The 21,947-nt window shown below is 68.0% G+C and carries 16 protein-coding genes; 9 read left to right on the plus strand and 7 right to left on the minus strand.

Features of this window, described 5'->3' with window-relative positions; all coding sequences use genetic code 11:
• Nucleotides 1-29 precede the first annotated feature (29 nt).
• From HWX55_RS11345 to HWX55_RS11355, 3 genes are all read left to right on the plus strand, one after another.
• Nucleotides 30-6,080, plus strand: coding sequence for an MG2 domain-containing protein (locus HWX55_RS11345; RefSeq protein ID WP_175975648.1), 6,051 nt, complete (start codon nucleotides 30-32; stop codon nucleotides 6,078-6,080).
• Nucleotides 6,081-6,091: 11 nt separating this feature from the next.
• Nucleotides 6,092-8,335: a penicillin-binding protein 1C gene (gene pbpC / locus HWX55_RS11350; protein ID WP_175975649.1), complete on the plus strand. Its 2,244-nt coding sequence runs from the start codon at nucleotides 6,092-6,094 to the stop codon at nucleotides 8,333-8,335.
• 123 nt (nucleotides 8,336-8,458) lie between these two features.
• Entirely contained in the window at nucleotides 8,459-9,148 is a 690-nt protein-coding gene (locus HWX55_RS11355; protein WP_175975650.1) for a hypothetical protein, read from the plus strand.
• A gap of 28 nt (nucleotides 9,149-9,176) precedes the next feature.
• Here the strand turns inward: HWX55_RS11355 and HWX55_RS11360 are convergent, their stop codons facing one another.
• A complete protein-coding gene (locus HWX55_RS11360; protein WP_175975651.1) occupies nucleotides 9,177-9,698 on the minus strand; it encodes a GNAT family protein in 522 nt (173 codons plus the stop codon).
• A gap of 20 nt (nucleotides 9,699-9,718) precedes the next feature.
• Nucleotides 9,719-10,966, minus strand: a complete 1,248-nt coding sequence (locus tag HWX55_RS11365) for a multidrug effflux MFS transporter (protein ID WP_175975652.1) — start codon at nucleotides 10,964-10,966, stop codon at nucleotides 9,719-9,721.
• 292 nt (nucleotides 10,967-11,258) lie between these two features.
• On the opposite strand from HWX55_RS11365, the gene HWX55_RS11370 reads away from it, so the two are divergent.
• The 3 genes from HWX55_RS11370 (at nucleotide 11,259) to HWX55_RS11380 (ending at nucleotide 13,706) form a co-directional block, all read left to right on the plus strand.
• A complete protein-coding gene (locus tag HWX55_RS11370) occupies nucleotides 11,259-11,795 on the plus strand; it encodes a hypothetical protein (RefSeq protein ID WP_175975653.1) in 537 nt (178 codons plus the stop codon).
• 290 nt (nucleotides 11,796-12,085) lie between these two features.
• A complete protein-coding gene (locus HWX55_RS11375) occupies nucleotides 12,086-12,946 on the plus strand; it encodes a DUF1989 domain-containing protein (RefSeq protein WP_175975654.1) in 861 nt (286 codons plus the stop codon).
• A gap of 85 nt (nucleotides 12,947-13,031) precedes the next feature.
• Nucleotides 13,032-13,706: a GntR family transcriptional regulator gene (locus HWX55_RS11380; RefSeq protein WP_175975655.1), complete on the plus strand. Its 675-nt coding sequence runs from the start codon at nucleotides 13,032-13,034 to the stop codon at nucleotides 13,704-13,706.
• Nucleotides 13,707-13,772: 66 nt separating this feature from the next.
• Here HWX55_RS11380 and HWX55_RS11385 read toward each other — a convergent pair whose 3' ends face one another.
• The 4 genes from HWX55_RS11385 to HWX55_RS11400 form a co-directional block, all read right to left on the minus strand.
• Nucleotides 13,773-14,171, minus strand: a complete 399-nt coding sequence (locus HWX55_RS11385; RefSeq protein ID WP_175975656.1) for an ectoine synthase — start codon at nucleotides 14,169-14,171, stop codon at nucleotides 13,773-13,775.
• 61 nt (nucleotides 14,172-14,232) lie between these two features.
• Complete coding sequence (locus HWX55_RS11390; protein ID WP_175975657.1) at nucleotides 14,233-15,573, minus strand: amidase family protein; 1,341 nt, start codon at nucleotides 15,571-15,573, stop codon at nucleotides 14,233-14,235.
• Between the two features lie 23 nt (nucleotides 15,574-15,596).
• Entirely contained in the window at nucleotides 15,597-17,099 is a 1,503-nt protein-coding gene (locus HWX55_RS11395) for an amino acid ABC transporter permease/ATP-binding protein (protein ID WP_175975658.1), read from the minus strand.
• 88 nt (nucleotides 17,100-17,187) lie between these two features.
• Nucleotides 17,188-18,030 (minus strand): ABC transporter substrate-binding protein, encoded by an 843-nt coding sequence (locus HWX55_RS11400; RefSeq protein WP_175975659.1) that lies wholly within the window; start codon nucleotides 18,028-18,030, stop codon nucleotides 17,188-17,190.
• Between HWX55_RS11400 and HWX55_RS11405 the strand changes: the two genes are divergently transcribed.
• Nucleotides 18,029-18,166 carry a hypothetical protein gene (locus HWX55_RS11405; protein WP_175975660.1) on the plus strand — a complete coding sequence of 46 codons (138 nt, stop codon included), beginning with the start codon at nucleotides 18,029-18,031 and terminating at the stop codon, nucleotides 18,164-18,166. The genes HWX55_RS11400 and HWX55_RS11405 overlap by 2 nt on opposite strands.
• 359 nt (nucleotides 18,167-18,525) lie before the next feature.
• On the opposite strand, the gene HWX55_RS11410 is transcribed toward HWX55_RS11405, so the two are convergent.
• Entirely contained in the window at nucleotides 18,526-19,422 is an 897-nt protein-coding gene (locus HWX55_RS11410) for a glutamate/aspartate ABC transporter substrate-binding protein (RefSeq protein WP_175975661.1), read from the minus strand.
• Nucleotides 19,423-19,442: 20 nt separating this feature from the next.
• Here HWX55_RS11410 and HWX55_RS11415 point away from each other — a divergent pair, with 20 nt between their 5' ends.
• Both HWX55_RS11415 and HWX55_RS11420 read left to right on the plus strand, forming a co-directional pair.
• The gene (locus tag HWX55_RS11415) at nucleotides 19,443-19,844 is read left to right on the plus strand and encodes a hypothetical protein (RefSeq protein ID WP_175975662.1); all 402 of its coding nucleotides are present in this window, start codon (nucleotides 19,443-19,445) and stop codon (nucleotides 19,842-19,844) included.
• The gene (locus tag HWX55_RS11420) at nucleotides 19,841-21,508 is read left to right on the plus strand and encodes a S8 family peptidase (RefSeq protein ID WP_175975663.1); all 1,668 of its coding nucleotides are present in this window, start codon (nucleotides 19,841-19,843) and stop codon (nucleotides 21,506-21,508) included. Before HWX55_RS11415 ends, HWX55_RS11420 begins: the two co-directional genes overlap by 4 nt.
• Nucleotides 21,509-21,947 lie beyond the last annotated feature (439 nt).

The raw sequence follows: 21,947 nt of genomic DNA on the forward strand, positions 1-21,947 counted from the left end.
GAAAGCTTCCCTCCGAGGGCAATCGAGCGATGAAGCAGCGCGACAAGCACAACAAAGAAACGAACCACACCCACCACACGACCCGGCTGCTCTGGCGCATCGGCGCCGTCGCGGCGCTCGGCGGCGCCGCGGCGCTGTCGCTGCATGCGGGCGCGGCGCGCACGGTGAGCGTGTCGCCGCAAGGCACCGTCACCGAAGTCCGGCAGAGCGTCGTGAAGTTCGACGAACCGATGGTCGCGTTCGGCTCGGCGTCCGCGCCGAATCCGGCGCGCGTGACCTGCAACGATTCGACGGCCGCGCGCGGCTCGGGCCACTGGCTCGACGACAAGACCTGGGTTTACGATTTCGAAAGCGACCTGCCGCCCGGCGTACGCTGCTCGGTCGGGCTCAACGACACGCTGCGCTCGGTCGCCGGCAATGCGGTCAGCGGCCCGCGTCGCTTCACGTTCCAGACGGGCGGCCCGTTCCCGGTGTCGGTGCGCCCCGGCTCCCGCGAGATCGAGGAGCGGCAGGTCTTCGTGATGAAGCTGAACGGCCCGGCCGAGCCGCGTTCGGCGCTCGCGAACATCTGGTGCGAAGCGGCCGGCATCGGCAACCGCATTCCCGTCACGGCGGCCGACGACGAGACGCGCAACGCGCTACTCGATCATTTCGGGCTGAAGAAGGAGGCCGCGCGCGTGCTGACGCTGTCGTGCTCGCAGGCGCTGCCGGCGAGCGCGAAGATGCAGCTCGTGTACGGCAAGGGCGTCGCGAGCCCGAGCGGCATCGCGAACGAAACCGAACGACGCTTCGATTTCACCGTGCGCGCACCGTTCGCCGCGAGCTTCTCGTGCGAACGCGAGAACGCGAAGGCGCCCTGCACGCCGCTGCGCCCGCTCACGCTGTCGTTCAACGCACCGATCGCGCGCAAGCAGGCCGAAGCGATCAAGCTGCGCGGCCCCGACGGTTCGCTGTCGCCGACCTTCGCGGCCGACGATCACAGCGAGGAAGTGACGACCGTCACGTTCAACCCGCCGCTGCCCGCGCAGGCGGCTCTCACCGTCGAGCTGCCGTCGGGCCTGCACGACGTGACCGACCGGCCGCTGTCCAACGCGGACCTGTTCCCGCTCGCGACGCGCACCGCGCCGATGCCGCCGCTCGCGAAATTCTCGTCGGGCACCTTCGGGATCGTCGAGCGCTTCGCCGAGCCCGGCACGCCCGCGCTCGTGCCCGTCACGCTGCGCAACGTCGAGGCCGACCTGCATATCGCGGGCCTCAACGCGGGCGGCGCGCAATTCGCGAACCTGAAGGTCGAGAACGACACCGCGATCCGTCAATGGATGCGCACCGTCGATCGCTTCGACAACTGGTCGATGACGGCCGGCTCGATCGACGACCAGATTCCCGGCCTGCTGGAGCGCAAGGGGCAACGCCCGGTCTACGTGCCGCTCGAGGCCGGCGAAAAGCAGCCCGCGCCGAAGAACCGCCGCATCGACGTGCGCTCGCTGTCGCTGCTCGCGGGCGAGCCCGGCGCGCAGGTGCTGATGCTGCCGAAGGCCGATCCGAAAGCGCTGCGCCCGTTCGAAGTGGTCGGCGTGCCGATCGAGAAGCCCGGCTTCTACGTGCTCGAACTCGCGTCGCCCGCGCTCGGCCGCTCGCTGCTCGCGAAACCGTCGAGCATGTACGTGCGCACCGCCGTGCTCGTCACGAACCTCGGCGTGCACCTGAAACAGGGCCGCGAGAACAACCTCGTGTGGGTCACGACGCTCGACAAGGGCAAGCCGGTGCCGAACGCGCAGATCCGCGTGTCGGACTGCAACGGCGACGAAATCGCGGCCGGCAAGACCGACGCGCAGGGCCTGCTGAAGATCGACGGGCCGTTCGAGCCGAAGCGCGAATGCAGCTCGTCGGAACAGCGCTTTAGCGACTACTTCGTGTCGGCGCGCGTCGACGATCCGAAGACGGGCCCCGACATGGCGTTCGTCAGCTCGGGCTGGAACCGCGGGATCGAATCGTGGCGCTTCAACGTGCCGACCGACACCGACAGCGCGCCGACCGTGCGCGCGCATACGGTGTTCGACCGCACGCTGCTGCGCGCCGGCGAAACCGTGTCGATGAAGCATTTCATCCGCACCGAGACGCTGCAGAGCCTCGCGTTCCCGTCGCAATACCCGACGCGCGTGACGATCCGCCATCTCGGCACCGGCCAGACGTACAAACTGCCGCTCACGTGGGCGGCCGACCACAGCGCGGATTCGCAGTTCACGCTCCCGGCCGCCGCGAAGCTCGGCGAATACAGCGTCGAGCTCGAAGGCGGCCCGGACGATGCGCCGAGCGCCACCTACTACAGCGGCAGCTTCCGCGTCGAGGCGTTCCGGCTGCCGGTGCTGAAAGGCTCGATTGGCGCGCGCGACGCGCAAAAGAGCCCGCTCGTCGCCGTCAAGGAAGCGCCGCTCGCGGTGCAGATCGACTACGTGTCGGGCGGCGGCGCATCGAACCTGCCCGTGCAGGTGTCGGCGCTGATGAAGTGGGCATCGCCGCCGTTCGCGGATCGTTTCGAGGATTTCAGCTTCACGCCGTATCGCCCCGACACGAGCGGCGGCAACGCCGACGACGATGCGCAGGACGGCGACAACGCGTCGTCGTCGGCGTCGAGCAACGATCCCGACGCGACGAAGCTGATCGCCGACAAGCTGCCGCTGACGCTCGACCGCAACGGCGCGGGCTCGGTCACGCTCAAGGGCCTGCCCGACGTCGACGCACCGAAGCGCATCGCGCTGGAGGCGACGTTCGCGGACCCGAACGGCGAAGTGCAGACGATCCGCGGCGACACGATCCTGTGGCCGGCCGCGGTGGTGGCCGGCATCAAGGCCGGCCGCTGGGTGTCGGTCGGCCAGCGCGTGCCGGTGCAGGCGCTGGCGGTCGACCTGCAGGGCAAGCCGCGCGCGTCGGTGCCGATCGAGATCAAGGGCGTCGCGCGCATCACGACGTCGTCGCGCAAGCGGATGGTCGGCGGCTTCTATGCGTACGACAACAAGAGCGATACGCGCGACCTCGGCGTGCTGTGCTCGGGCAAGACCGACGACAAGGGCCGCATGGCCTGCGACGCGACGCTCGAGCAGGCCGGCAACGTGCAGCTGATCGCGGTCGCGAAGGACGGCGACGGCCGCGCGTCGAATGCGTCGACGTCGGTATGGGTCACGCGCGAGGACGAGCTCTGGTTCGGCGGCGACAACACCGACCGGATCGACGTGATCCCCGAGAAAACGTCGTACGAACCGGGCGAAACGGCCCGCTTCCAGGTGCGCATGCCGTTCCGCTACGCGACCGCGCTCGTCGCGGTCGAGCGCGGCGGCGTGATGGAAACGCACATCGTCGAGCTGAACGGCAAGAACCCGACCGTCGACCTGAAGGTCGGCGAATCGTGGGGGCCGAACGTCTACGTATCGGTGCTCGCGCTGCGCGGGCGGATTCGCGAGGTGCCGTGGTACTCGTTCTTCACGTGGGGCTGGAAGGCGCCGGTCGAATGGGCGCGCGCGTTCTGGCGCGAAGGCCGCCACTATGAAGCGCCGACCGCGTTCGTCGACCTGTCGAAGCCCGCGTTCCGCTATGGCCTCGGCGAGATCAAGGTCGGCACGGGCGTTCATCGCCTCGGCGTGACCGTGACGACCGACGCGACCCGCTACACGGTACGCAGCAAGGCGCAGGCGCACGTGAAGGTCACGCTGCCGAACGGTCAGCCGGCACCGGCCGGCACGCAGATTGCGCTCGCGGCCGTCGACGAGGCGCTGCTCGAACTGATGCCGAACAACAGCTGGGACCTGCTCGACGCGATGCTGCGCCGGCGCGCGTACGGCGTCGAGACGGCCACCGCGCAGATGGAAATCGTCGGCCGCCGCCACTTCGGCCGCAAGGCCGTGCCGGCCGGCGGCGGGGGCGGCAGCGCGCCGACCCGCGAGTTGTTCGACACGCTGCTGCTGTGGAACCCGCGCGTGACGCTCGACGCGAACGGCAGCGCAACCGTCGAGGTGCCGCTGAACGACGCGCTCACGCGCTTCCGGATCGTCGCGATCGCGGCGGTCGGCCCCGACCGTTTCGGCACGGGCAGCACGTCGATCCGCAGCACGCAGGATCTGCAACTGATCTCCGGCCTGCCGCCGCTCGTGCGCGAAGGCGACGCGTTCCGTGCGCAGGTCACGCTGCGCAACACGACCGACCGCGCGATGCAGGTCGTCGTGACGCCGCGCGTGACAGGCCTCGACGTCGCACCGCAAACCGTGTCGCTGGCCGCGAATGCGGCGACCGAGGTCGCGTGGACGATCACCGTGCCCGAGCAGGCGCTCGATGCGGCCGGTGCGCTGAACTGGCGCATCGAGGCGGCCGAGCAAGGCGGCAAGCGCGCGTCGGACGCACTGGCCGTCGCGCAGAAGGTCGTGCCCGCGCTGCCGGTGACCGTGCAGCAGGCCACGCTCGCGCAGGTCGACGGCACGCTGACGGTGCCCGTCGCGGCCCCGGCCGGCGCTGTGAGCAACGCACAAGGCGCGCCGCGCGGCGGCATCGCCGTGTCGCTGCAGTCGAAGCTCGCCGACGGCCTGCCCGGCGTGCGGCGCTGGTTCGAACGCTATCCGTATCGCTGCCTCGAACAGCAGACGTCGCGTGCGATCGGGCTGCGCGACCCCGCGCAATGGCAGGCGCTGATCGCGCGCATGCCCGTCTATCTCGACAGCGACGGGCTGGCGAGCTACTTCCCGCCGTCGTCCGACGATTCGCATCATGGCAGCCCGACGCTGTCGTCGTATCTGCTCGTGGTGTCCGACGAAGCCAGCCGCCTCGACCCACGCTTCGCGCTGCCGGAAGACCTGCGTACGCAGCTCGAGGCCGGGCTCGCGCGCTTCGTCGACGGCCGCCTCGAGCGCAACGCGTGGGCGCCGCGCCAGGATCGCGACCTGCGCAAGCTCGCCGCGATCGAGGCGCTGTCGCGCTACGGCGCCGCGCAGGGCCGCATGCTCGGTTCGATCGAGATCGCGCCGAACCAGTGGCCGACCTCGGCGGTGATCGACTATCACGCGATCCTCACGCGCGTGAAGGACATCCCGCAACGCGACGAGAAACGCGCGCAGGTCGACCAGATCCTGCGGGCGCGCCTGACGTACCAGGGTACGCAGCTCGTGTTCTCTACCGCACGCGACGACGACCTGTGGTGGCTGATGACCAGCAACGAGACCAACGCCGCGCGTCTCGCGCTGGAATTCGCGGGCGACCCGGCATGGAAGGACGAAATGCCGCGCGTGACCGCCGGCCTGCTCGCGCTGCAACGTCATGGCGCATGGCAGACGACGACGTCGAACGCACTCGGCCTGCTCGCGGTCGAGCGCTTCTCGCGGACCTACGAGAGCACGCCGGTCGCCGGCGCGACGAAGGTGGCGCTGGGCGGCGACGAGCGTTCGATCTCGTGGTCGCAAGCGGCATCGGCCGCGCCCGCCGATGCGCCTGCGTCGGCCACGCCGGCGACCCGCGCGGCCGCCGCGCGCAGCGTGCTGATGCCGTGGCCGCGTGCGTCGCAGGGGCCGGCCACGCTGTCGGTCACGCAGGACGGCACGGGCCGCCCATGGGCCACGGTCGAAAGCCTCGCGGCCGTGCCGCTGCGCGCGCCGTTCGCGGCCGGCTACCGGATCACGAAGACCGTCACGCCGGTATCGCCGGCCGTCAAGGGCGTGCTCACGCGCGGCGACGTCGTGCGCGTGCATCTCGACATCGATGCGCAGAGCGACATGACGTGGGTCGCCGTCAACGATCCGATTCCGGCCGGCGCGACGATCCTCGGGTCGGGCCTCGGCCGCGATTCCGAAGCCGCGACGCAGGGCGAGAAAACCCCCGACGGCGCGTGGCCGGCGTTCATCGAGCGCGACTTCGACGGCTATCGCGCGTACTACGACTATTTGCCGAAGGGCAAATTCTCGGTCGAGTACACGGTGCGGCTGAACAACGTCGGCACGTTCGGATTGCCGCCGACGCGCGTCGAGGCGCTGTATGCGCCGTCCGTGTACGGTTTGTGGCCGAACCCGCCAATGACCGTGAAGCCGGCCGACGCGGGCAAGTAACCGGGCAAGCGATGATCGATCTGGCTTTGCCGCGGCCGGCGCGTTTCGCCGGCCGCGTATTCGTCGCCGTCGTGCTGGCCGCGCCGCTCGTCGCGCATGCGCTGCCCGGCTACGACGACGTGCGCCGCAACTGGCGCAGCTCCGACTGGATGCTGCTCGCGCGCGACGGCACGCCGCTGCAGCGTACGCGCATCGACCGCACCGAACGGCGCGGCGACTGGGTGTCGCTCGCCGACGTATCGCCCGCCTTCCGCGAGGCGATCGTCGTGTCCGAGGACAAGCGCTTCTATGAACACAGCGGCGTCGATTGGCGCGGCATCGCCGGCGCCGCGTGGGGCAACCTGTGGAACGAACGCACGCGCGGCGCGTCGACCGTCACGATGCAGCTCGCGGGCCTGCTCAGCGATTCGCCGCGCCGCTCGGGACAGCGCTCGCTGCCGCAAAAGGCCACGCAGGCCGTGAACGCGCTGTGGCTCGAACGCAGCTGGCGCAAGGATCAGATCCTCGAGGCGTACTTGAACCTCGTGCCGTTCCGCGGCGAGACGATCGGGCTCGGCGCGCTGTCGCAGGTGCTGTTCGGCAAGGCGCCGTCGGGCCTCGACGCGCGCGAGGCCGCGATCGCCGCCGCACTCGTGCGTGCGCCCAACGCGGCGCCCGCGAAGATCGCCGAACGCGCGTGCCGGATCCTGCGCGACATGCAGGCCGCGCAGGCGTGCGCATCGCTCGACGGCTACGTGCAGCTCGTCACCGCGCGCCCGGCCAACGCCGTACGCGACGACGGCGCCGCCCTCGCCCCGCATTTCGCGCGGCGCATCGCGGCCGAGGTCAAGCCCGCGGCCGGCGCGCAGATCCGCACGACGCTCGATGCGCCGCTGCAGCGCTTCGCGCGCGACACGCTGATGCGCGCGCTGACCGAACTCAATGCGCCCGCGCACCGGCGCAACGTGCAGGACGGCGCGGTCGTCGTGATCGACAACGCGACCGGCGAGATCCGCGCATGGGTTGGCTCGTCGGGGGCGCTGTCGAGCGCGCGCGACGTCGATGCCGTGCTCGCGCCGCGCCAGGCAGGCTCGACGCTCAAGCCGTTCCTCTATGCGCAGGCGATCGACGAGAAACGGTTGACGGCCGCGTCGCTGCTCGACGATGCGCCGATCAATCTCGCGGCTGGCGGCGGCCTCTATATTCCGCAGAACTACGACAAGGATTTCAAGGGCTGGGTGAGCGTGCGCAGCGCGCTCGGCGGCTCGCTGAACGTGCCGGCCGTGCGCACGCTGGTGCTCGTCACGCCGCATCGCTTCGCGCGCACGCTGACCGCGCTCGGCCTGCCGCTCGCGCAGGAGGGCGATTACTACGGCTTCAGTCTGGCGCTCGGGAGCGCGGACGTCACGCTGCTGTCGCTGACCAATGCATACCGCGCGCTCGCGAACGGCGGCGTCGCGCGCAAGGTCGTCGACCTGCCCGCCACGGCGCCAACGCCGGCATCCGGCGCATCGGCGCCCGCGCGGGCGGACGCCGGCACGCGCGTGTTCAGCGACGCGGCCAGCTTCGTGGTGACCGACATCCTGTCCGACAACAACGCGCGCGTGCGCACGTTCGGCTTCGACAACCCGCTCGCGACGCGCTTCTTCTCGGCGGTCAAGACCGGCACGAGCAAGGACATGCGCGACAACTGGACGATCGGTTTCACGTCGCGCTATACGGTCGGCGTGTGGGTCGGCAATGCGGACGGCTCGCCGATGTGGGACGTGTCGGGCGTCACGGGCGCGTCGCCCGTGTGGTCGGCCGTCGTCGGCTACCTGCACCGCGACCTGCCGAGCCGTGCGCCGCGCGCGCCGGCCGGCGTCGAGACGCGCCGCATCGCGTTCGAGCGCGACATCGAGCCGGCCCGCAACGAATGGTTCATCGCGGGCACGGCGGTCGACACGATCCAGCTCGCGGCGCCCGTCGCGCCAGGCAAGGACGGTGCGCGTGCGCCGCTGACGATCGGCGCGCCGACCGACGGCACGATCTTCGCGATCGACCCCGACATTCCGCCGAAGAACCAGCGGATCTGGTTCGAGCGATCGGCCGGGCACGCGACGAAGTTCGCGTGGCGGCTCGACGACAAGGTGATCGGCCATGCCGATCGCGTCGCGTGGCTGCCGTGGCCGGGCCGACATCGGCTCGAACTCGTCGATGCGCGCGGCAACGTCGCCGACGCGATCGGCTTCGAGGTGCGCGGCGCGTTCGCGAAGCCGGGTGCGCGCAAGCGCTGAGGCGGCGAGGCGGTCTTATCGGCCGGCCGTATTCGCTTTCCCCGGATCACGACATAGAATGACAACAGCGCCGCATTCCCCCACGCGCACCGGTTGCCTCATTCTCTCGGATTGCCCGCGACCATGAACATTCGCCTTACGCGCTTCACCCGCCCCGCGCTGGGCGCGTTGTGCGTCGCAACGCTCGCCGCCCTCCCCGCCTGCAACGGCGAGGCCTGCTTCGGCGTCGACGCGTGCTTCAACGACAACACGCAAACCGTCTCGCTGTCGGGCACGGCCGCGACGGGCGATGCGCTCGCGAGCGCGCAAGTCACGGTCAATTGCGCGGCGGGCTCGACAACGACGCTCACGGACGGCGGCGGCAACTACCATGTGACGCTCAACGCGGCGCTGCCATGCGTGATCACCGTGGCGTCGGGCGGCGCGAGCCTGCACTCGCTCGCCTATGCGGGCGGCACCTTCAACACGACACCCGAGACCGAGCTGATGCTCGTCTATCTCGCGGCGCAACTCGGAACGAACACGGCCGGACTGATCGGCAACTTCCAGGGCACCCTGCGCTACCAGCGGGCGATGAACAGCCCGGATACCGTGCAGGCCGCGCAATCGGCCGTGGTGACGAACCTGCAGCAGCGCTATGCGGTCACGCTCGCCGCGCCGGCGTTCCTGACCACATCGTTCGTGGTCGGGCAACCGGGCGTCGACAGCGATCTCGTCGCGCTGGGCAAGGCCGGGGCGATCGATTCGAACGGACTGCCGGATCCGGTGGCCGTGTCGCTGTTGCAGCAGGCCGGGGCCGCCCATCCGCTGTAAGCGATGCGAGGGGGACGAGAATCGACCGTCAGGCGCCGGCTTCATGCACGTCGTCGGCCAGCAACGCCCAACGCTCGTGGTCGCGCCATTCGCCGCCGATGCGCAGATAGCGCGGCGAAAATCCCTCTTGCCGGAAACCGAGCCGTCGAACCAGCGCGATCGACGCATGGTTGCCGGGCTGGATGTTCGCTTCGAGCCGGTGCAGCCCGAGTTCGCCGAACGCGACGTCGATCGCCGCGCGCAACGCGTCCGTCATCAGCCCCTTGCGGCTGAAATCCGCCATTCCGTAGTACGCGAGATAAGCGCTCTGAAACACGCCGCCGACGATCTCGTTGAGATTCACCACGCCGACCACCGCGCCCGACGCCCGCTCGCGCGCGACCAATCCGACGTTCGGCCCCGTCAGGCAGCGGGCGAACCATTGATCGAATCCGGCCTGGTCGATGAACGAATCGACCCACGGCAGATGATGGCTCCGGCTCGCGCGGTTGCCGGCGATCAGATCGGCGGCGTCGGACCGGGCGACGCGATTCAGCAGGATCCGGTTCATGAGTCGATCACCATCCGCGCTTACGCGGCCTCCCCGCGCCCGCACACCACCGGCGCCGCTTGCTGCTGCGACAGATACCGCAGCAGCTTCGTCACCATCCACACGACGATGAACGACAACGCAACGAAGAACACCGCGAGCGGCGTCAGCACGTGAATCGACACGAAACCGGCCAGGCCCATCATCGCGGACGACACGAGCAGCAACGCACAGCCGAGAATCGCGCTCGTCAGGCCGGCGATATGCGGGAACAGCGAATTGCCCTTGGCCATCAGCGTCGGATACATCGCGCCCGCGCAGAAGCCCATCACGAGCACCGGCGTCGCGAGCGTCCACACACGCAGGCCGACGGTCAGCGCCAGCACCAGCATCGCGATCGACGCGCCCGCCATCACGCGCGCGCCGATCCGCAGCCGTTGCTCGGCGCTGGGCAGCCCGCGGCCGTGAATCCGGTTCGACAGGCCGCCGAGGAAATACATGAGGCCGATGCCGAGCGCGAGATACCCGAAGAAGGTCGGCGGCTTGTGCAGCGTGGTCTGCACCATGAACGGCCCGACGATGTTGAACACCAGCAGGATGCTGTAGCACAGCCCCTGCGCGAGGAAACAGCTCTGGAACACCGGGCTGGCCAGCACCTTGCCCGTGTTCGCCATCAGCGTGCGCGGCTCGAGATGCACGGGCTTCGGCAAGGTTTCGCGGTAGCGCCACAGCAGCGCCCACATCGCCAGCGAGTAGACCAGCAGGAACACGAGGCATGCGCGCCAGCCGAACCACTCCTGCAGGTGCGCGCCGATCACCGGCGCGATGATCGGCGCGAGCCCCCACGCGATCGACATGTACGTGAACGCGTGCAGCAACGCCTGGCCGGAGAACGAATCGGTGATGATCGCCTTCGCCAGCAGGTTGGTGGTCGCGATCCCGAAGCCCTGCAGGCAGCGCGCGAGTATGAACGTCTCGAGGTTCGACGCGCCAAGCGACAGCAGACAGCCGATCGTGTAGATCACGAGCCCGAACGCAAGCACGCGCTTGCGTCCGTAGGCGTCCGCGATCGGCCCGAAGATCAACTGGCCGAGCGCGTAGGCCGCCATGTAGCCGGACACGCTCGACTGGATCGCCTGCGGCGTGGTCGCGAACGAACGGGCCATGTCGGGCAGCGCGGGCACGTAGATATCGATCGCGAGCTGGCCGGCGGACGCGAACAGGCAGATCAGGAACAGCAGGAAGCGCGGCGAATTCGACTCGCGCGCGGGAGTGGGCGTGGCGTTCATGAGGACCGGGAAGGAGATCGGGCAGCAGTGCCGCACCGTCAATGTTCGAATGTCGAACATGCGTGCGGTGGTGGCGAATTCCGTATTGTGCCCGTTGTTGCACCGGGCGACAGGATTACCCTGGCGCGGGCGAGGTTGAATGCCGATGGCGGCGCATCATGGAATGCGCGGATCGGGCCGACCGACGGCAGTTTTAATGTTGATTTAAGTCGAAGGCCGCATTGTCTCGGATGGCTCACTCCGTGAGCCGTACGTCATTGTTGATTCAGTCTCGTTCGATGGAGATACGAAGATGCGATTCCGTTCGTATATGGCGGCGGGTGCGCTGGCACTCGTGCCCGTGTTCGCGTTGGCCGGACAGGCCGGCGCGGCCGCCGCCCAACCGATGTTCGTCAATGTCGACGGGCAGGCCGTGCCCGTGAAAGCCGAAACGCGCGTCGTCCAGACGGCGGTCGGCCCGATGAAGGTCAGCAGGTGGAGCTGGCACAGCCCGCAAGGCGGCGCGAGCTTCGAGATGCAGACGTCGTCGTCGGGCGGCGTGCCGCCCGCGGCGGCGTTGCGGCAAATGCAGGTCGCGCAGTACCGGATGCAGGCGGCGCAGGCGCAGATGGTCGCGATGCAGCAGCAGATGATGGCGCTGCAGCGCGTCGCGCTCGCCAACGCGTTCGCGATGCCGATGCCGCAGCCCGTCGGGTTCGCGATGACGCCGTGGGCGATGCCAGAACCGGTCGTCGTGATCGTGCCGGCGCAACCTTCGACGCGTTCGATCGCGCCTGCCCCGGCGGCGCCGGCACGGCCGGCCGCACGCGGGCCTGAAATCAAGGCCTGACGCGCGCTTCCGGCGCACGAGCGACCGGGCTGCAAAGCGAAACCGCCGGCATGTGCCGGCGGTTTTTTATTTTTGGCGCCGGTCGTTTCGCCGAACGCGGCGCATGCGCCACCTCCCCGCCCCTCCGTACTTTCCTCCGATTGACACACCTCCCCGCCTTCCCCCTATACTCCCCGGAGCGCCAGTTTATTGTTGAACAATCCAGCATGTGAATTGACGCCTGACCGGCCGCCACAAAGGGTTTCGGCCGGATCGCCGTATCTGCCAATCTTTGCCGAGAGTACCGTGTCATGTCGAACTATCCCGCCGCCTACCAGGTCACCAAGGGTTCCGTCCTGAACGTCGACAAAGCCTTTTATTCCGCGATCGCCCAACGCCAGGACGCGCGCGAACGGATCGCATCGCACGTCGTGCCGATCCGCAGCGGCTTCGCGTGGACGGTGCCGGCTGGCCACGTGTTCCGGATCGTCACGCTCGAAGGCCCGCAAGTCGCCGACTTCAACATCTGGAACCTGCACAATCCGCGCGAACGCATGTGGGCGTCGCGCACGCGTCAGTTGCAAGCCGCGCACGTGACGACGTTCGACCGGCTGTGGTCGACGCTGCCGTACCTGCGCCCGATGGTGACGATCACCGACGACACGCTCGCCGGCTACGGCGTCGACGGCGATGGCGGCCGCGTGCACGACCTGCTCGGCACGCGCTGCGATCCTTACGTGAACAAGCTGCTGACCGGCGAGGACTTCCATTTCCACTGCCACTCGAACCTCGTGCGCGCGGTCGCGCCGTACGGACTCACCGAATTCGACGTGCACGACGTGCTCAACGTGTTCCAGTGCACGGGCCTGAACGACGACGACAAGTACTTCATGAAGGCGTGTCCCGCGAAGCCGGGCGACTACCTCGAATTCTTCGCCGAAATCGACGTGCTGTGCGCGATGTCGACCTGCCCTGGCGGCGATCTGTCGGCGCCGATGTGGGGGCCGGACGCGCGCGATCCGATCGACGTGTGCCGGCCGCTCGGCATCGAGGTGTACCGGCTCGATCCGAGTCTGCTCGAAGGCTGGTCGTCGCCGTCCGTCGCGCCGTACCGCGGCCAGCACGGCATGCAGCCGCCGCAGGCCGACTGGCAGCACGACAAGACGGCCTGACCGGGCCCACTGCCCGTAGAATGGCGAAACGCCGCCGGCCTGCCACGCCGGCGGCGCACGATCAGGAGAGGAGCGGACAAACGGAATGGCAAGCGAAAAAGCGAGAGGACAGTCGGTTGCGGACCGGATCAGCCATCAACTGCGCGAACACATCATCAGCGGCAAGCTGCCGCCCGGCACGGCGCTGATCGAGATGGACCTCGCCGCCGAGTACGACACGTCACGCAACTCGCTTCGCGAAGTCCTGCATCAGCTCGGCCGTGAAGGGCTCGTCACGTTCGTGCGGCACAAGGGCGTCGTCGTGCGCACGCTCAATCGCCAGGACGTGCGCGATCTCTACGTCGCGCGCCGCACGCTTGAACTGCATGCGCTGAACACGGCCGAACTCGCCCAACCAGCGCTGCTCGAAAAGATGCAGACCGCCATTCGTGCGGCCGAGCGGGAACTCGGCAAGGAAAACTGGCAGGCCGTCGGCACGCACAGTCTGCGGTTTCACCAGCACATCGTCGCGCTTCAGAAGTCGGCGCTGCTCGACGAGTTCTTCCGAACCATCTCGGCGCAGCTGCGTCTCGTCTTCGCCGCCGATCTCGACGAGAAGCACGTGCAGACGCCTGACTGGATCCAGCGCGAATATCAGATCTACGCGCTGCTCACGCAGAACCGCCGCAGCGAAGCCGTCACCACGCTGGCGCGTTATCTCGACGATTCCGAACGGATGCTCGTCGAAGCAATCAAGCGCAGCCGTCGCGAAGCGGCCTGAGTCCATGCACCGCACGCCGCTGCGCGCCGCACGATGCGGCGCGCGACGGCCCGGCAGCACGCGGGGTCAGGTTTGCTGTTCGGTCGGAAGCGCGTAGCTGCCGTCGTCCCGATGTGTCTCGAGCCCCGTCAGCGGCGGATTGAACACGCACACGAGATGCAGGTCGCCGCGCGTCGCGCGCAGAATATGCGGATCGTTCAGGTTCAGCGCATAGATCGTTCCGGGCGTGATCCGATGCACTGCGCCGGTCGCCGTGTCGACCACCTCGCCTTCTCCGGCCACGCAGTAGTTGGTCTCGAAGTGGTTCTTGTAATGCAGATGCAGCTCCGCGCCTTCATGTACGCGCGTTTCGTGAACGGAGTAGCCGACGCCGTCCTGCCTGACGATCATGCGCTTGCTGTCCCAGCCCGGTCCGCGGGCGTGACGTTCGGTATTGGCGATATCGGCCGATCTTACGACGATCATGAGCACCTCTGAATAGTGACGATGAAAGATGGCAAGGCAGGCCCTGCCCCCGGAAAACGCGTCATGCGGAATCGGTCAGTGCGCGTTCAACCACAGCCGCGACATCGAGCAATCGCTCGTCCCCGCCGCGACGTCCGGTGATCAGCAGGCCGATGGGCTGCCGGTGCCGCAGGTCGCCAGGCACGCTGATGCTCGGCAGATCGAGCCGGTTCGCGAATTCGGTCAGCCTGAACGCCCGCGCATTCTGTGCGAGATACACGCCTTCGTCGGCCAAATCGGCCACGCGCGGGGGCAGCATCGGCACCGTCGGCGTCAGCACGGCATCCGCGTCGCCGAGTTCGGCGTGATACGTGTCGGCCAGCGCGGCGAGACGCAGCAAAGCCGCCGCATAGTCGTGCGCGCGCACGTGCTCGCCTGCGGCAATGCGCGGCCCGACCAACGGATCGTAGCGTTCGGCCGTCGTGGCCAGTCGCGCGCGATGCAGCATGAACGCCTCCGCGGCGATGATGCCGCCTGCGCGCGCCACCGCGCCGGCCTCGGCCACGCAATCGAGCCGCTTGCGCCGGATGCGCGCACCAAGCGCGGACAGTCGGGACAACCATGCGTCAAATGCGCGGCCGACCACGGGATCGAGGTCGTCGGTCGCGAATGGCTCGGGGACGATGAAAGTGAAGTCGCGAATGCTCGCCGGCGCTGCCCGTTGCATGCCGCGTCCGTGCAGCACGGCGTCCGCGCGCCGGCACAGGCCGACCGTCGCGGTCAGCAAGCCCGGTACGTCGAAGCTGGTCGACAGGAACTGCATGCCGCCGGTTGCGTAGCGTCCGCGCGACGGTTTGAATCCGGTCACACCGCAAAATGCCGCTGGAATGCGCGCGGAACCGCTCGTATCGGAGCCCACCGACAGGTCGGCCGCACCGAGCGCCAACGATACCGCCGCGCCCGAACTCGAGCCGCCGGCGACCCGCTCGCGCCGTGCGTCGAGCGGTGTCGCCGGCGTTCCGTACGCGCGGTTCACGCCGAGCGCGCCGTACGCGAACTCCGTCATCGCGGTCTGCGCGACCATCACGGCGCCGGCACGGCGCAGCGCCGACACCAGTACGGCGTCGGCGCGCGCCGGCGGTGCGTCCGCCAGCACGCGCGAACCGGCGTGCGTGACCCAGCCTTCGCAATCGAAACAGGCCTTCACCGTCAGCACGACCCCGGCCAGCGGCACATCGACCGTCCCCGCACGCAACGACGCGTCCATTGCCCGCGTTTCGCCAATCGCGGCTTTGTCACGACGTGCGAGCCATGCGGTTCCGATGTCGCCGGGATGCGCGTCCGCGCGTTCCAGACAGGCAAGCAGCCGCTCGGTACACGCAGGTTCGTGCCTGCCGGGTAGTCGGAAAGCCGTCGGGTCCATTCCTGCTCCGATCCAGTGGTTCCTCATGCGAAGTGCACGTGCTTCAGAAAATCCTTCACGCGCGCATCCGCGCTGCCGCGAATCCGCTCCGGCGGCACGTCGTACAGGATGCGTCCGTGCTCCATGAACACGATCCGGTCGGACACCTTGAACGCGAAATTCATTTCGTGGGTCACGATGATCATCGTCATCCCTTCCGCGGCAAGCGTCTCGACGACCTTCAGCACTTCGCCGACGAGTTCGGGATCGAGCGCCGACGTCGGCTCGTCAAACAGCATGATCGACGGTCGTGTCGCGAGCGCACGCGCAATCGCGACACGCTGCTGCTGGCCACCCGACAACTGGTGCGGATACTTGTTCGCATGCTCCAGCATCCCGACCTTCGACAGCAGCGACAGCGCCTGCAGCCGGATCGCCGCCGTATCGGCCTGCCGGTGATAGCACGGCGCCATCATCACGTTCTGCAGCGCGGTGCGGTGCGGGAACAGGTTGAAGCTCTGGAACACCATGCCGATATCCAGGATGCGCTCGTGCGATACCCGCGGCGGATGCGACCCGGACGCGCGGATGAACGATACGCCGTACAGGTCGATCTCGCCTGCGTTCACCGGCGCGAGTCCGTTGATGGTGCGGATCAGCGAGGTCTTGCCCGAACCGGACGGGCCGATGATCGACACGACCTGCCCGGGCGCGACGTCGAGATGAATGTCCTTCAGCACCTCGTGACGGCCGTAGCGCTGCTGCACGCCTTTCACGCGCAGTGCGAACTCCGCGTTCGCGCGCGGCCTGGGCGCGATGGCGGGCACGGACAGCGGCAGTTCGAGATTCGCGTGGCCTGACTGCACGGGCGTGCGGCGGCTGACGTCGAGGTGCCGCTCGAGATAGCCGAGCAGCCGGCTGAACACCGTGACGATCAGCACGTAGTAGAACGCGACGGCCAGCATCGTTTCGAACACGAGGAAGTTCTGCGTGTAGAGCCGCTGCCCGACCAGCAGGATCTCGGCAAGCGAGATCACGGACACCAGCGACGTGAGCTTGACGATCGTGATGAACTCGTTCGCGAGCGCCGGCAGCGCGATGCGGATCGCCTGCGGCATCACGATCAGCCGCTGGATGCCGGTAAAGCGGATGCCGAGCGCACGGCCGGCCTCGAGCTGGCCGCGTGGCACCGACAGGATCCCGCCGCGATGGATTTCCGCGAAATACGCGGTTTCGCTCAGCACCATCGCGATGAGGCCGGCCGTGAACGGATCGGACAGCACCGCGCTGGTCGTGGGAGCGACCTGCGGGAGGTTGTAGATGAACACCAGCAGCACGAGCAGCGGCAGGCTGCGGAAGAACCAGATATACCCGGCCGCCGCGCGCTTCAGCAGCGGCCGGTGCGATTGCCTCGCGAGCGCCACCGGAAACCCGAACACCACGCCGAGCACCCATGCGGCGACGCTGAGCTCGACGACCACGACGCACGCGCGCCAGAAATCCCTGTCCCACAACAGCTGCAACGCATAGTGCCAATCGAACTGCATCGAAGACTCCTGAACCCCGAAGGGCGATGCGGCCGCACTGCGCGGCACGCGATGGTCGGGTCGTGCGTGCTTCGTACCTGCTTCGCGACTACTTCGCGGCGCCCAGTGCACCGGCAAGGTCGGCCGGCGTGGGTTCCTGCAACCCGTATTTCTTCACGAGACTGCCGTATTCGCCGCTGCGCTTCGCATCGTTCAGCGCGCCTTCGAGCGCGCGCTGCAGGCCGCTGTCGCCCTTCGTCACGCCCAGCCCGATCACGATCGGGTACAGCAGCGTCGTCGAACTGATTTCGATGCGCCCGTTCGTCTGCTTCGTCATCCCCTGCGCGACGGCTGCATCCTCGATCTGCACGTCGACCGCCTTCGCCATCAGCGCGGACGTCGCTTCGGGCGACGTCGGGAACTCGAGGATCGCGATCTCGCCGCGCCCGGCCGCCCTGCAGCCGTCCTGCGAGACCGCGCGCAGCTTCGGCGTCCACGACGCGCCCTTGATCGAACCGACCCGTTTGCCGCACAGGTCCTGCGGCGTCTTCGGCAGGAATGCGCTGCCTTTTGCGACGATCAGCGACGCGCCCGTCTTCAGGTACGGCACGAAATCGACCTGCTTCACGCGATCGGGCGTCACGTAGAGCGCGGACGCGACGACATCGAAGCGGCGTGCCTTCATCCCGAGGATGAGGTCCGGGAAGCGCGTATCGAGGAACACCGGGTCCAGCTTCAGGTGGTGCGCCAGCATCCGCGAGAACTCGGCGTCGAAGCCGGCCGGCTTGCCGGCGTCCAGATACGCGTATGGCGGATATGTGAGATCCGAGCCCACCAGCAGCGTGCCGGGCCGCACCGTCTGCAGCGGCGACGCCGCTGCCAGCGAGCACGCAAAGACCAGCGGCGCGAGGCCGCCGGGCAGGAAACGTCGAAGCGAAAGACGAGCAGACATGGCGAAGCTCCTGGGTTATTCGACGCCCGCGCTGAAACGTCACAACGCCTCCCGCACGCCGCCCTGCGCGGCTCTCCGGGATTTTCCGTCGAAAATTGTTGAACAATTTTGGCCGATTCTGACCAGTTCAAATTGAAATCTGAATTCGGGTTTACGCGGCACACGGCGTCACCGCGCGCGCCACCGGCGTGCGCGCGCATTCCGGCAGTCCGGCGCGCGGGACGCGTCAGAAAAAGGGAAAGGGACGTGCGGAGACAAGGCGCGAGACGCAGCCTGTCGAGACGGGGCGCCGCGGACACGAGGCGGCCCGCGGGGGGCGTGCCGGGGATTTCAGCATCCGGCCCGGACGACGCTGAGCGGGTTCGCCGCCACCGGCGGTGCTGCTTCGCAGACCGGGCGGCCAGCGGGATTCGCGCATCCGCGGCTCCAAAGCGAAACCGCCGGCATATGCCGGCGGTTTTTCATTTGCGGCGCGATGCCACCGCGACGCGGCGATCAGTACTGCGCCTGATCCGTCGGATTCCTGAACAGCTGCTTCATCTCCGCCGACAGCGGATAGTTGAGACTCACGCCCTTCGGCGGAATCGGCTGCATGAACCACTGGTCGTACAGCTTCTCGGCCGCGCCCGAGGTTTGCATCTTCGCGATCACGCCATCGACCACTTGCTTGAACGCCGGATCGTCCCTGCGCATCATGCACGCGTAATTTTCGTGGACGAGCGGCGTGCCCGCGACCGTATACGCACCCGGATTGCGGTCCTTCGCGATCTCGCCGTACAGCAGCGGTTCGTCCATCACGAACGCGACCGCGCGCCCGGTCGTGACGTTCATGAACGCTTCGGCATGATCCTTCGCGCTGATGATCGTCATGTTCATCGCCTTCTCTTCGTTGAGCTTGCGCAGCAGGCGCTCGTCCGACGTGCCGGCCGTCGTCGCGACCGTCTTGCCGGCCAGGTCCGCGAAGTCCTTCACACCCGAATCCTTGCGCGTGCTGAAACGGATGCCGTACAGAAAGATGCTGTTCGAGAACGCAGCCTGCTTCTGCCGTTCGAGCGTATTCGTCGTCGACCCGCATTCGAAGTCGATCGTCCCGTTCTGCAGTAGCGGAATCCGGTTCTGCGACGTGATCGGGATTTCCTTCACCGCGAGGTTCGGCAGGTTCAGATCGGTCTTCAACCGGTCGATGATGCGCGACGCGATGTCGCGCGAATAGCCGATGTTCTTCTGCTGGTTGTCCGAATACGAGAACGGCACCGACGATTCGCGGATACCCAGCGACACGACGCCCGTGTCCTTGATCTTCTTCAGCGTACCGGTGAGGGCCTGCGCGTGCGCGGTGCCCGCCAGCGCGCAGGTGAGCGCAACGGCCAGCCAACGGAAGCGGCGATCCATGCTTTTCTCCTGACGAAACGTTGATCGAATCGCGATCGTACGCCCAACAAAATTCGCACCACATCGGGGAAAGCGTCAAGCGCGCTCCGTCGCGAGCCTTGCCGAGAGAAATCGTTTCCGCGGCGCGCAAAAGCGCCTGGGCCGCACGTTTCGCCGGGTGGACTGCCCGCAATCTTGCACCGCATGACCAGATCACTCGTTCCAAACGCGTGTTCATGCTGCAGGACAGCATCGCAATCGTTTGCGTTCCCCACCTTTTTCACACAAAACATATTCAAGAAGCCGCCTCATCAGCCGTTACCCAATGCATGGCGCGTCGCAGCAGCCCTGCGTGCGCCGAACAAAAACAAGGTCCGGTGTGCGCCGGACCAGGCACCACCGCCGGCACGACGGTTATCTTCGAGGATCGACTTTCAACATGAAAGCCAAACGCTTCAATTTCGCGCTGGCGCGCCCCGCCCATGCGCGCATGCTCGCCGGTATGCTGTCCGCCGCCGCTCTCCTGCCCCTCGCCGGTTGCGGCGGAGGCGGCGGCGACGGCAGCAACCCTTCTTCGTCCAACGCGTCCCCCGCACCGACACCTACGCCGGCCCCCGCTCCGACGCCCGCTCCCGCACCCACCCCGACCGCCCCGCCAACATCGTCCGGCGGCAATGCGTGCACGTCGCAGCAGGCCGCCGTGCAGATGGCCGCGCAGACCGCGCCGGTCGAGCCGCCGGTCGATCACCTCATCGTCAAGCTGAAAACGCTGACGGCCACGCGCGCGATGGCGACCATCGACAACGGCTCGCGACTCGATGCGGTGATCCAGCGTGCGATGACGCGCTGGACGGCGCCCGTGACCGGCAACGCACGCGCGTACGCGAGCACGGTCCCGCAAACGCCGGTGAACGTGCAGGTCGAACGAACGATCTCGAGCGGCGCGGCCGTGCTGTCGCTCGGCCAGCGCATGGCCGCCGCCGATGCCGCCGCGCTCGCGCAGGCGTTCGCGGCCGACAGCGACGTCGACTACGCGGAACCGGATCACCCGATGCAGATCCGCGACACGCCGAGCGATCCGCTCTACAACCAGCAGTGGTACCTGTCCGACCCGGCCGCCGGCATCGACTTGCCGCCGGCGTGGAACGTGACCAAGGGTTCGCCGACCGTCGTCACGGCCGTGCTCGATACCGGCTATCGGCCGCACGGCGACCTCGTCGGCAACCTGCTGTCCGGCTACAGCTTCATCAGCAACGTCAACACCAGCAACAACGGCTTGACACGCGGCCCGGACGCAACCGATCCGGGCGACTGGGTCACGCAGCAGGAAATCGACAACGTCAACGGCCCGTACTATCACTGCGCAAGCCAGCCCAGCAACAGCAGCTGGCACGGCACGCGCGTGATGGGCGTGATCGGCGCGACCGCCAACAACGGCACCGGCATCGCCGGCGTATCGTGGCTCGGCCAGATCCTGCCCGTGCGCGTACTCGGCAAGTGCGGCGGCGTGACGAGCGACATCGCGGACGGCATGCGCTGGGCAGCCGGCATCAATGTCGCCGGCGTACCGACGAATCCGCGGCCGGCGAAGATCATCAACCTGAGCCTCGGCGGGGTCGGCGCCTGCAGCACGACGTTCCAGCAGGCGATCGACGACGTGACCGCGAAGGGCGTGACCGTGGTCGTCGCGGCCGGCAACGACGGCCTGTCGACCGGGCTCGACCAGCCCGCGAACTGCCGCGGCGTGATCACCGTCGCCGCGACCGACGCGACGGGCCGCCGCGCGTCGTTCAGCAACTTCGGCGCCGACGTCGCGCTGAGCGCGCCGGGCGTCAACATCCTGTCGACGTCGAACACCGGCACGACGACGCCGGGCTCGGACACCTATGGCCCCGCGAACGGCACCAGCCTCGCGGCGCCGCAGGTGACGGGGGTCGCCGCGCTGATGCTGTCGGTGAACGGCAACCTCACGCCCGCGCAGATCCTGCAGAAGCTGCAGGGCGGCACGCGCGCGGCGAAGCTCGCGGCCGGCACGTCGTGCACCGCGCTGCCGGCAGGCTCGGGCATCCTCGATGCAGGGGCCGCCGTCGCGACCGCGAACCAGTAACGGGCACCTCGTTCGACGCGGCCGCGCGCATGCCGACATGGGATGCGCGCGGCTGTTTCGTGACGGGCTGTCGCATACGCCTGCGAACGCGCACAGGCGCGATCGAGTATCTCGAAATAACGCCTGACAAAAGGGTTGACGCTTCGCACAGCGAGCCATTACCATCGCCCCCGTCTAGTTACATGGAGTGTTCTGTGAACACCGATGCGAGTTGTAGTTGGTGCATCACCAACTTGACTGCTGCCTGAGGAAAACGCGCAGAGCCTCGTCTTCTGCCGCATCCCGGGAAGCAGGATGCGGCGCCCTTCCGGCCTGACTATCGGCCAGATCTCCCGCCCGAATTTTCGATGTTGTCGAATGCACGCGACGCACCGTCGTGCGCGTGCGTTCGCGTTGCGCGCGGCGCCAGCCGCGTGCGCCCTCCGTTCGCGTGCCGTCC

Origin of the sequence: Burkholderia sp. BCC1047 (assembly GCF_902833155.1) — a bacterium.
In the GTDB taxonomy this organism is placed as follows: domain Bacteria; phylum Pseudomonadota; class Gammaproteobacteria; order Burkholderiales; family Burkholderiaceae; genus Burkholderia; species Burkholderia sola.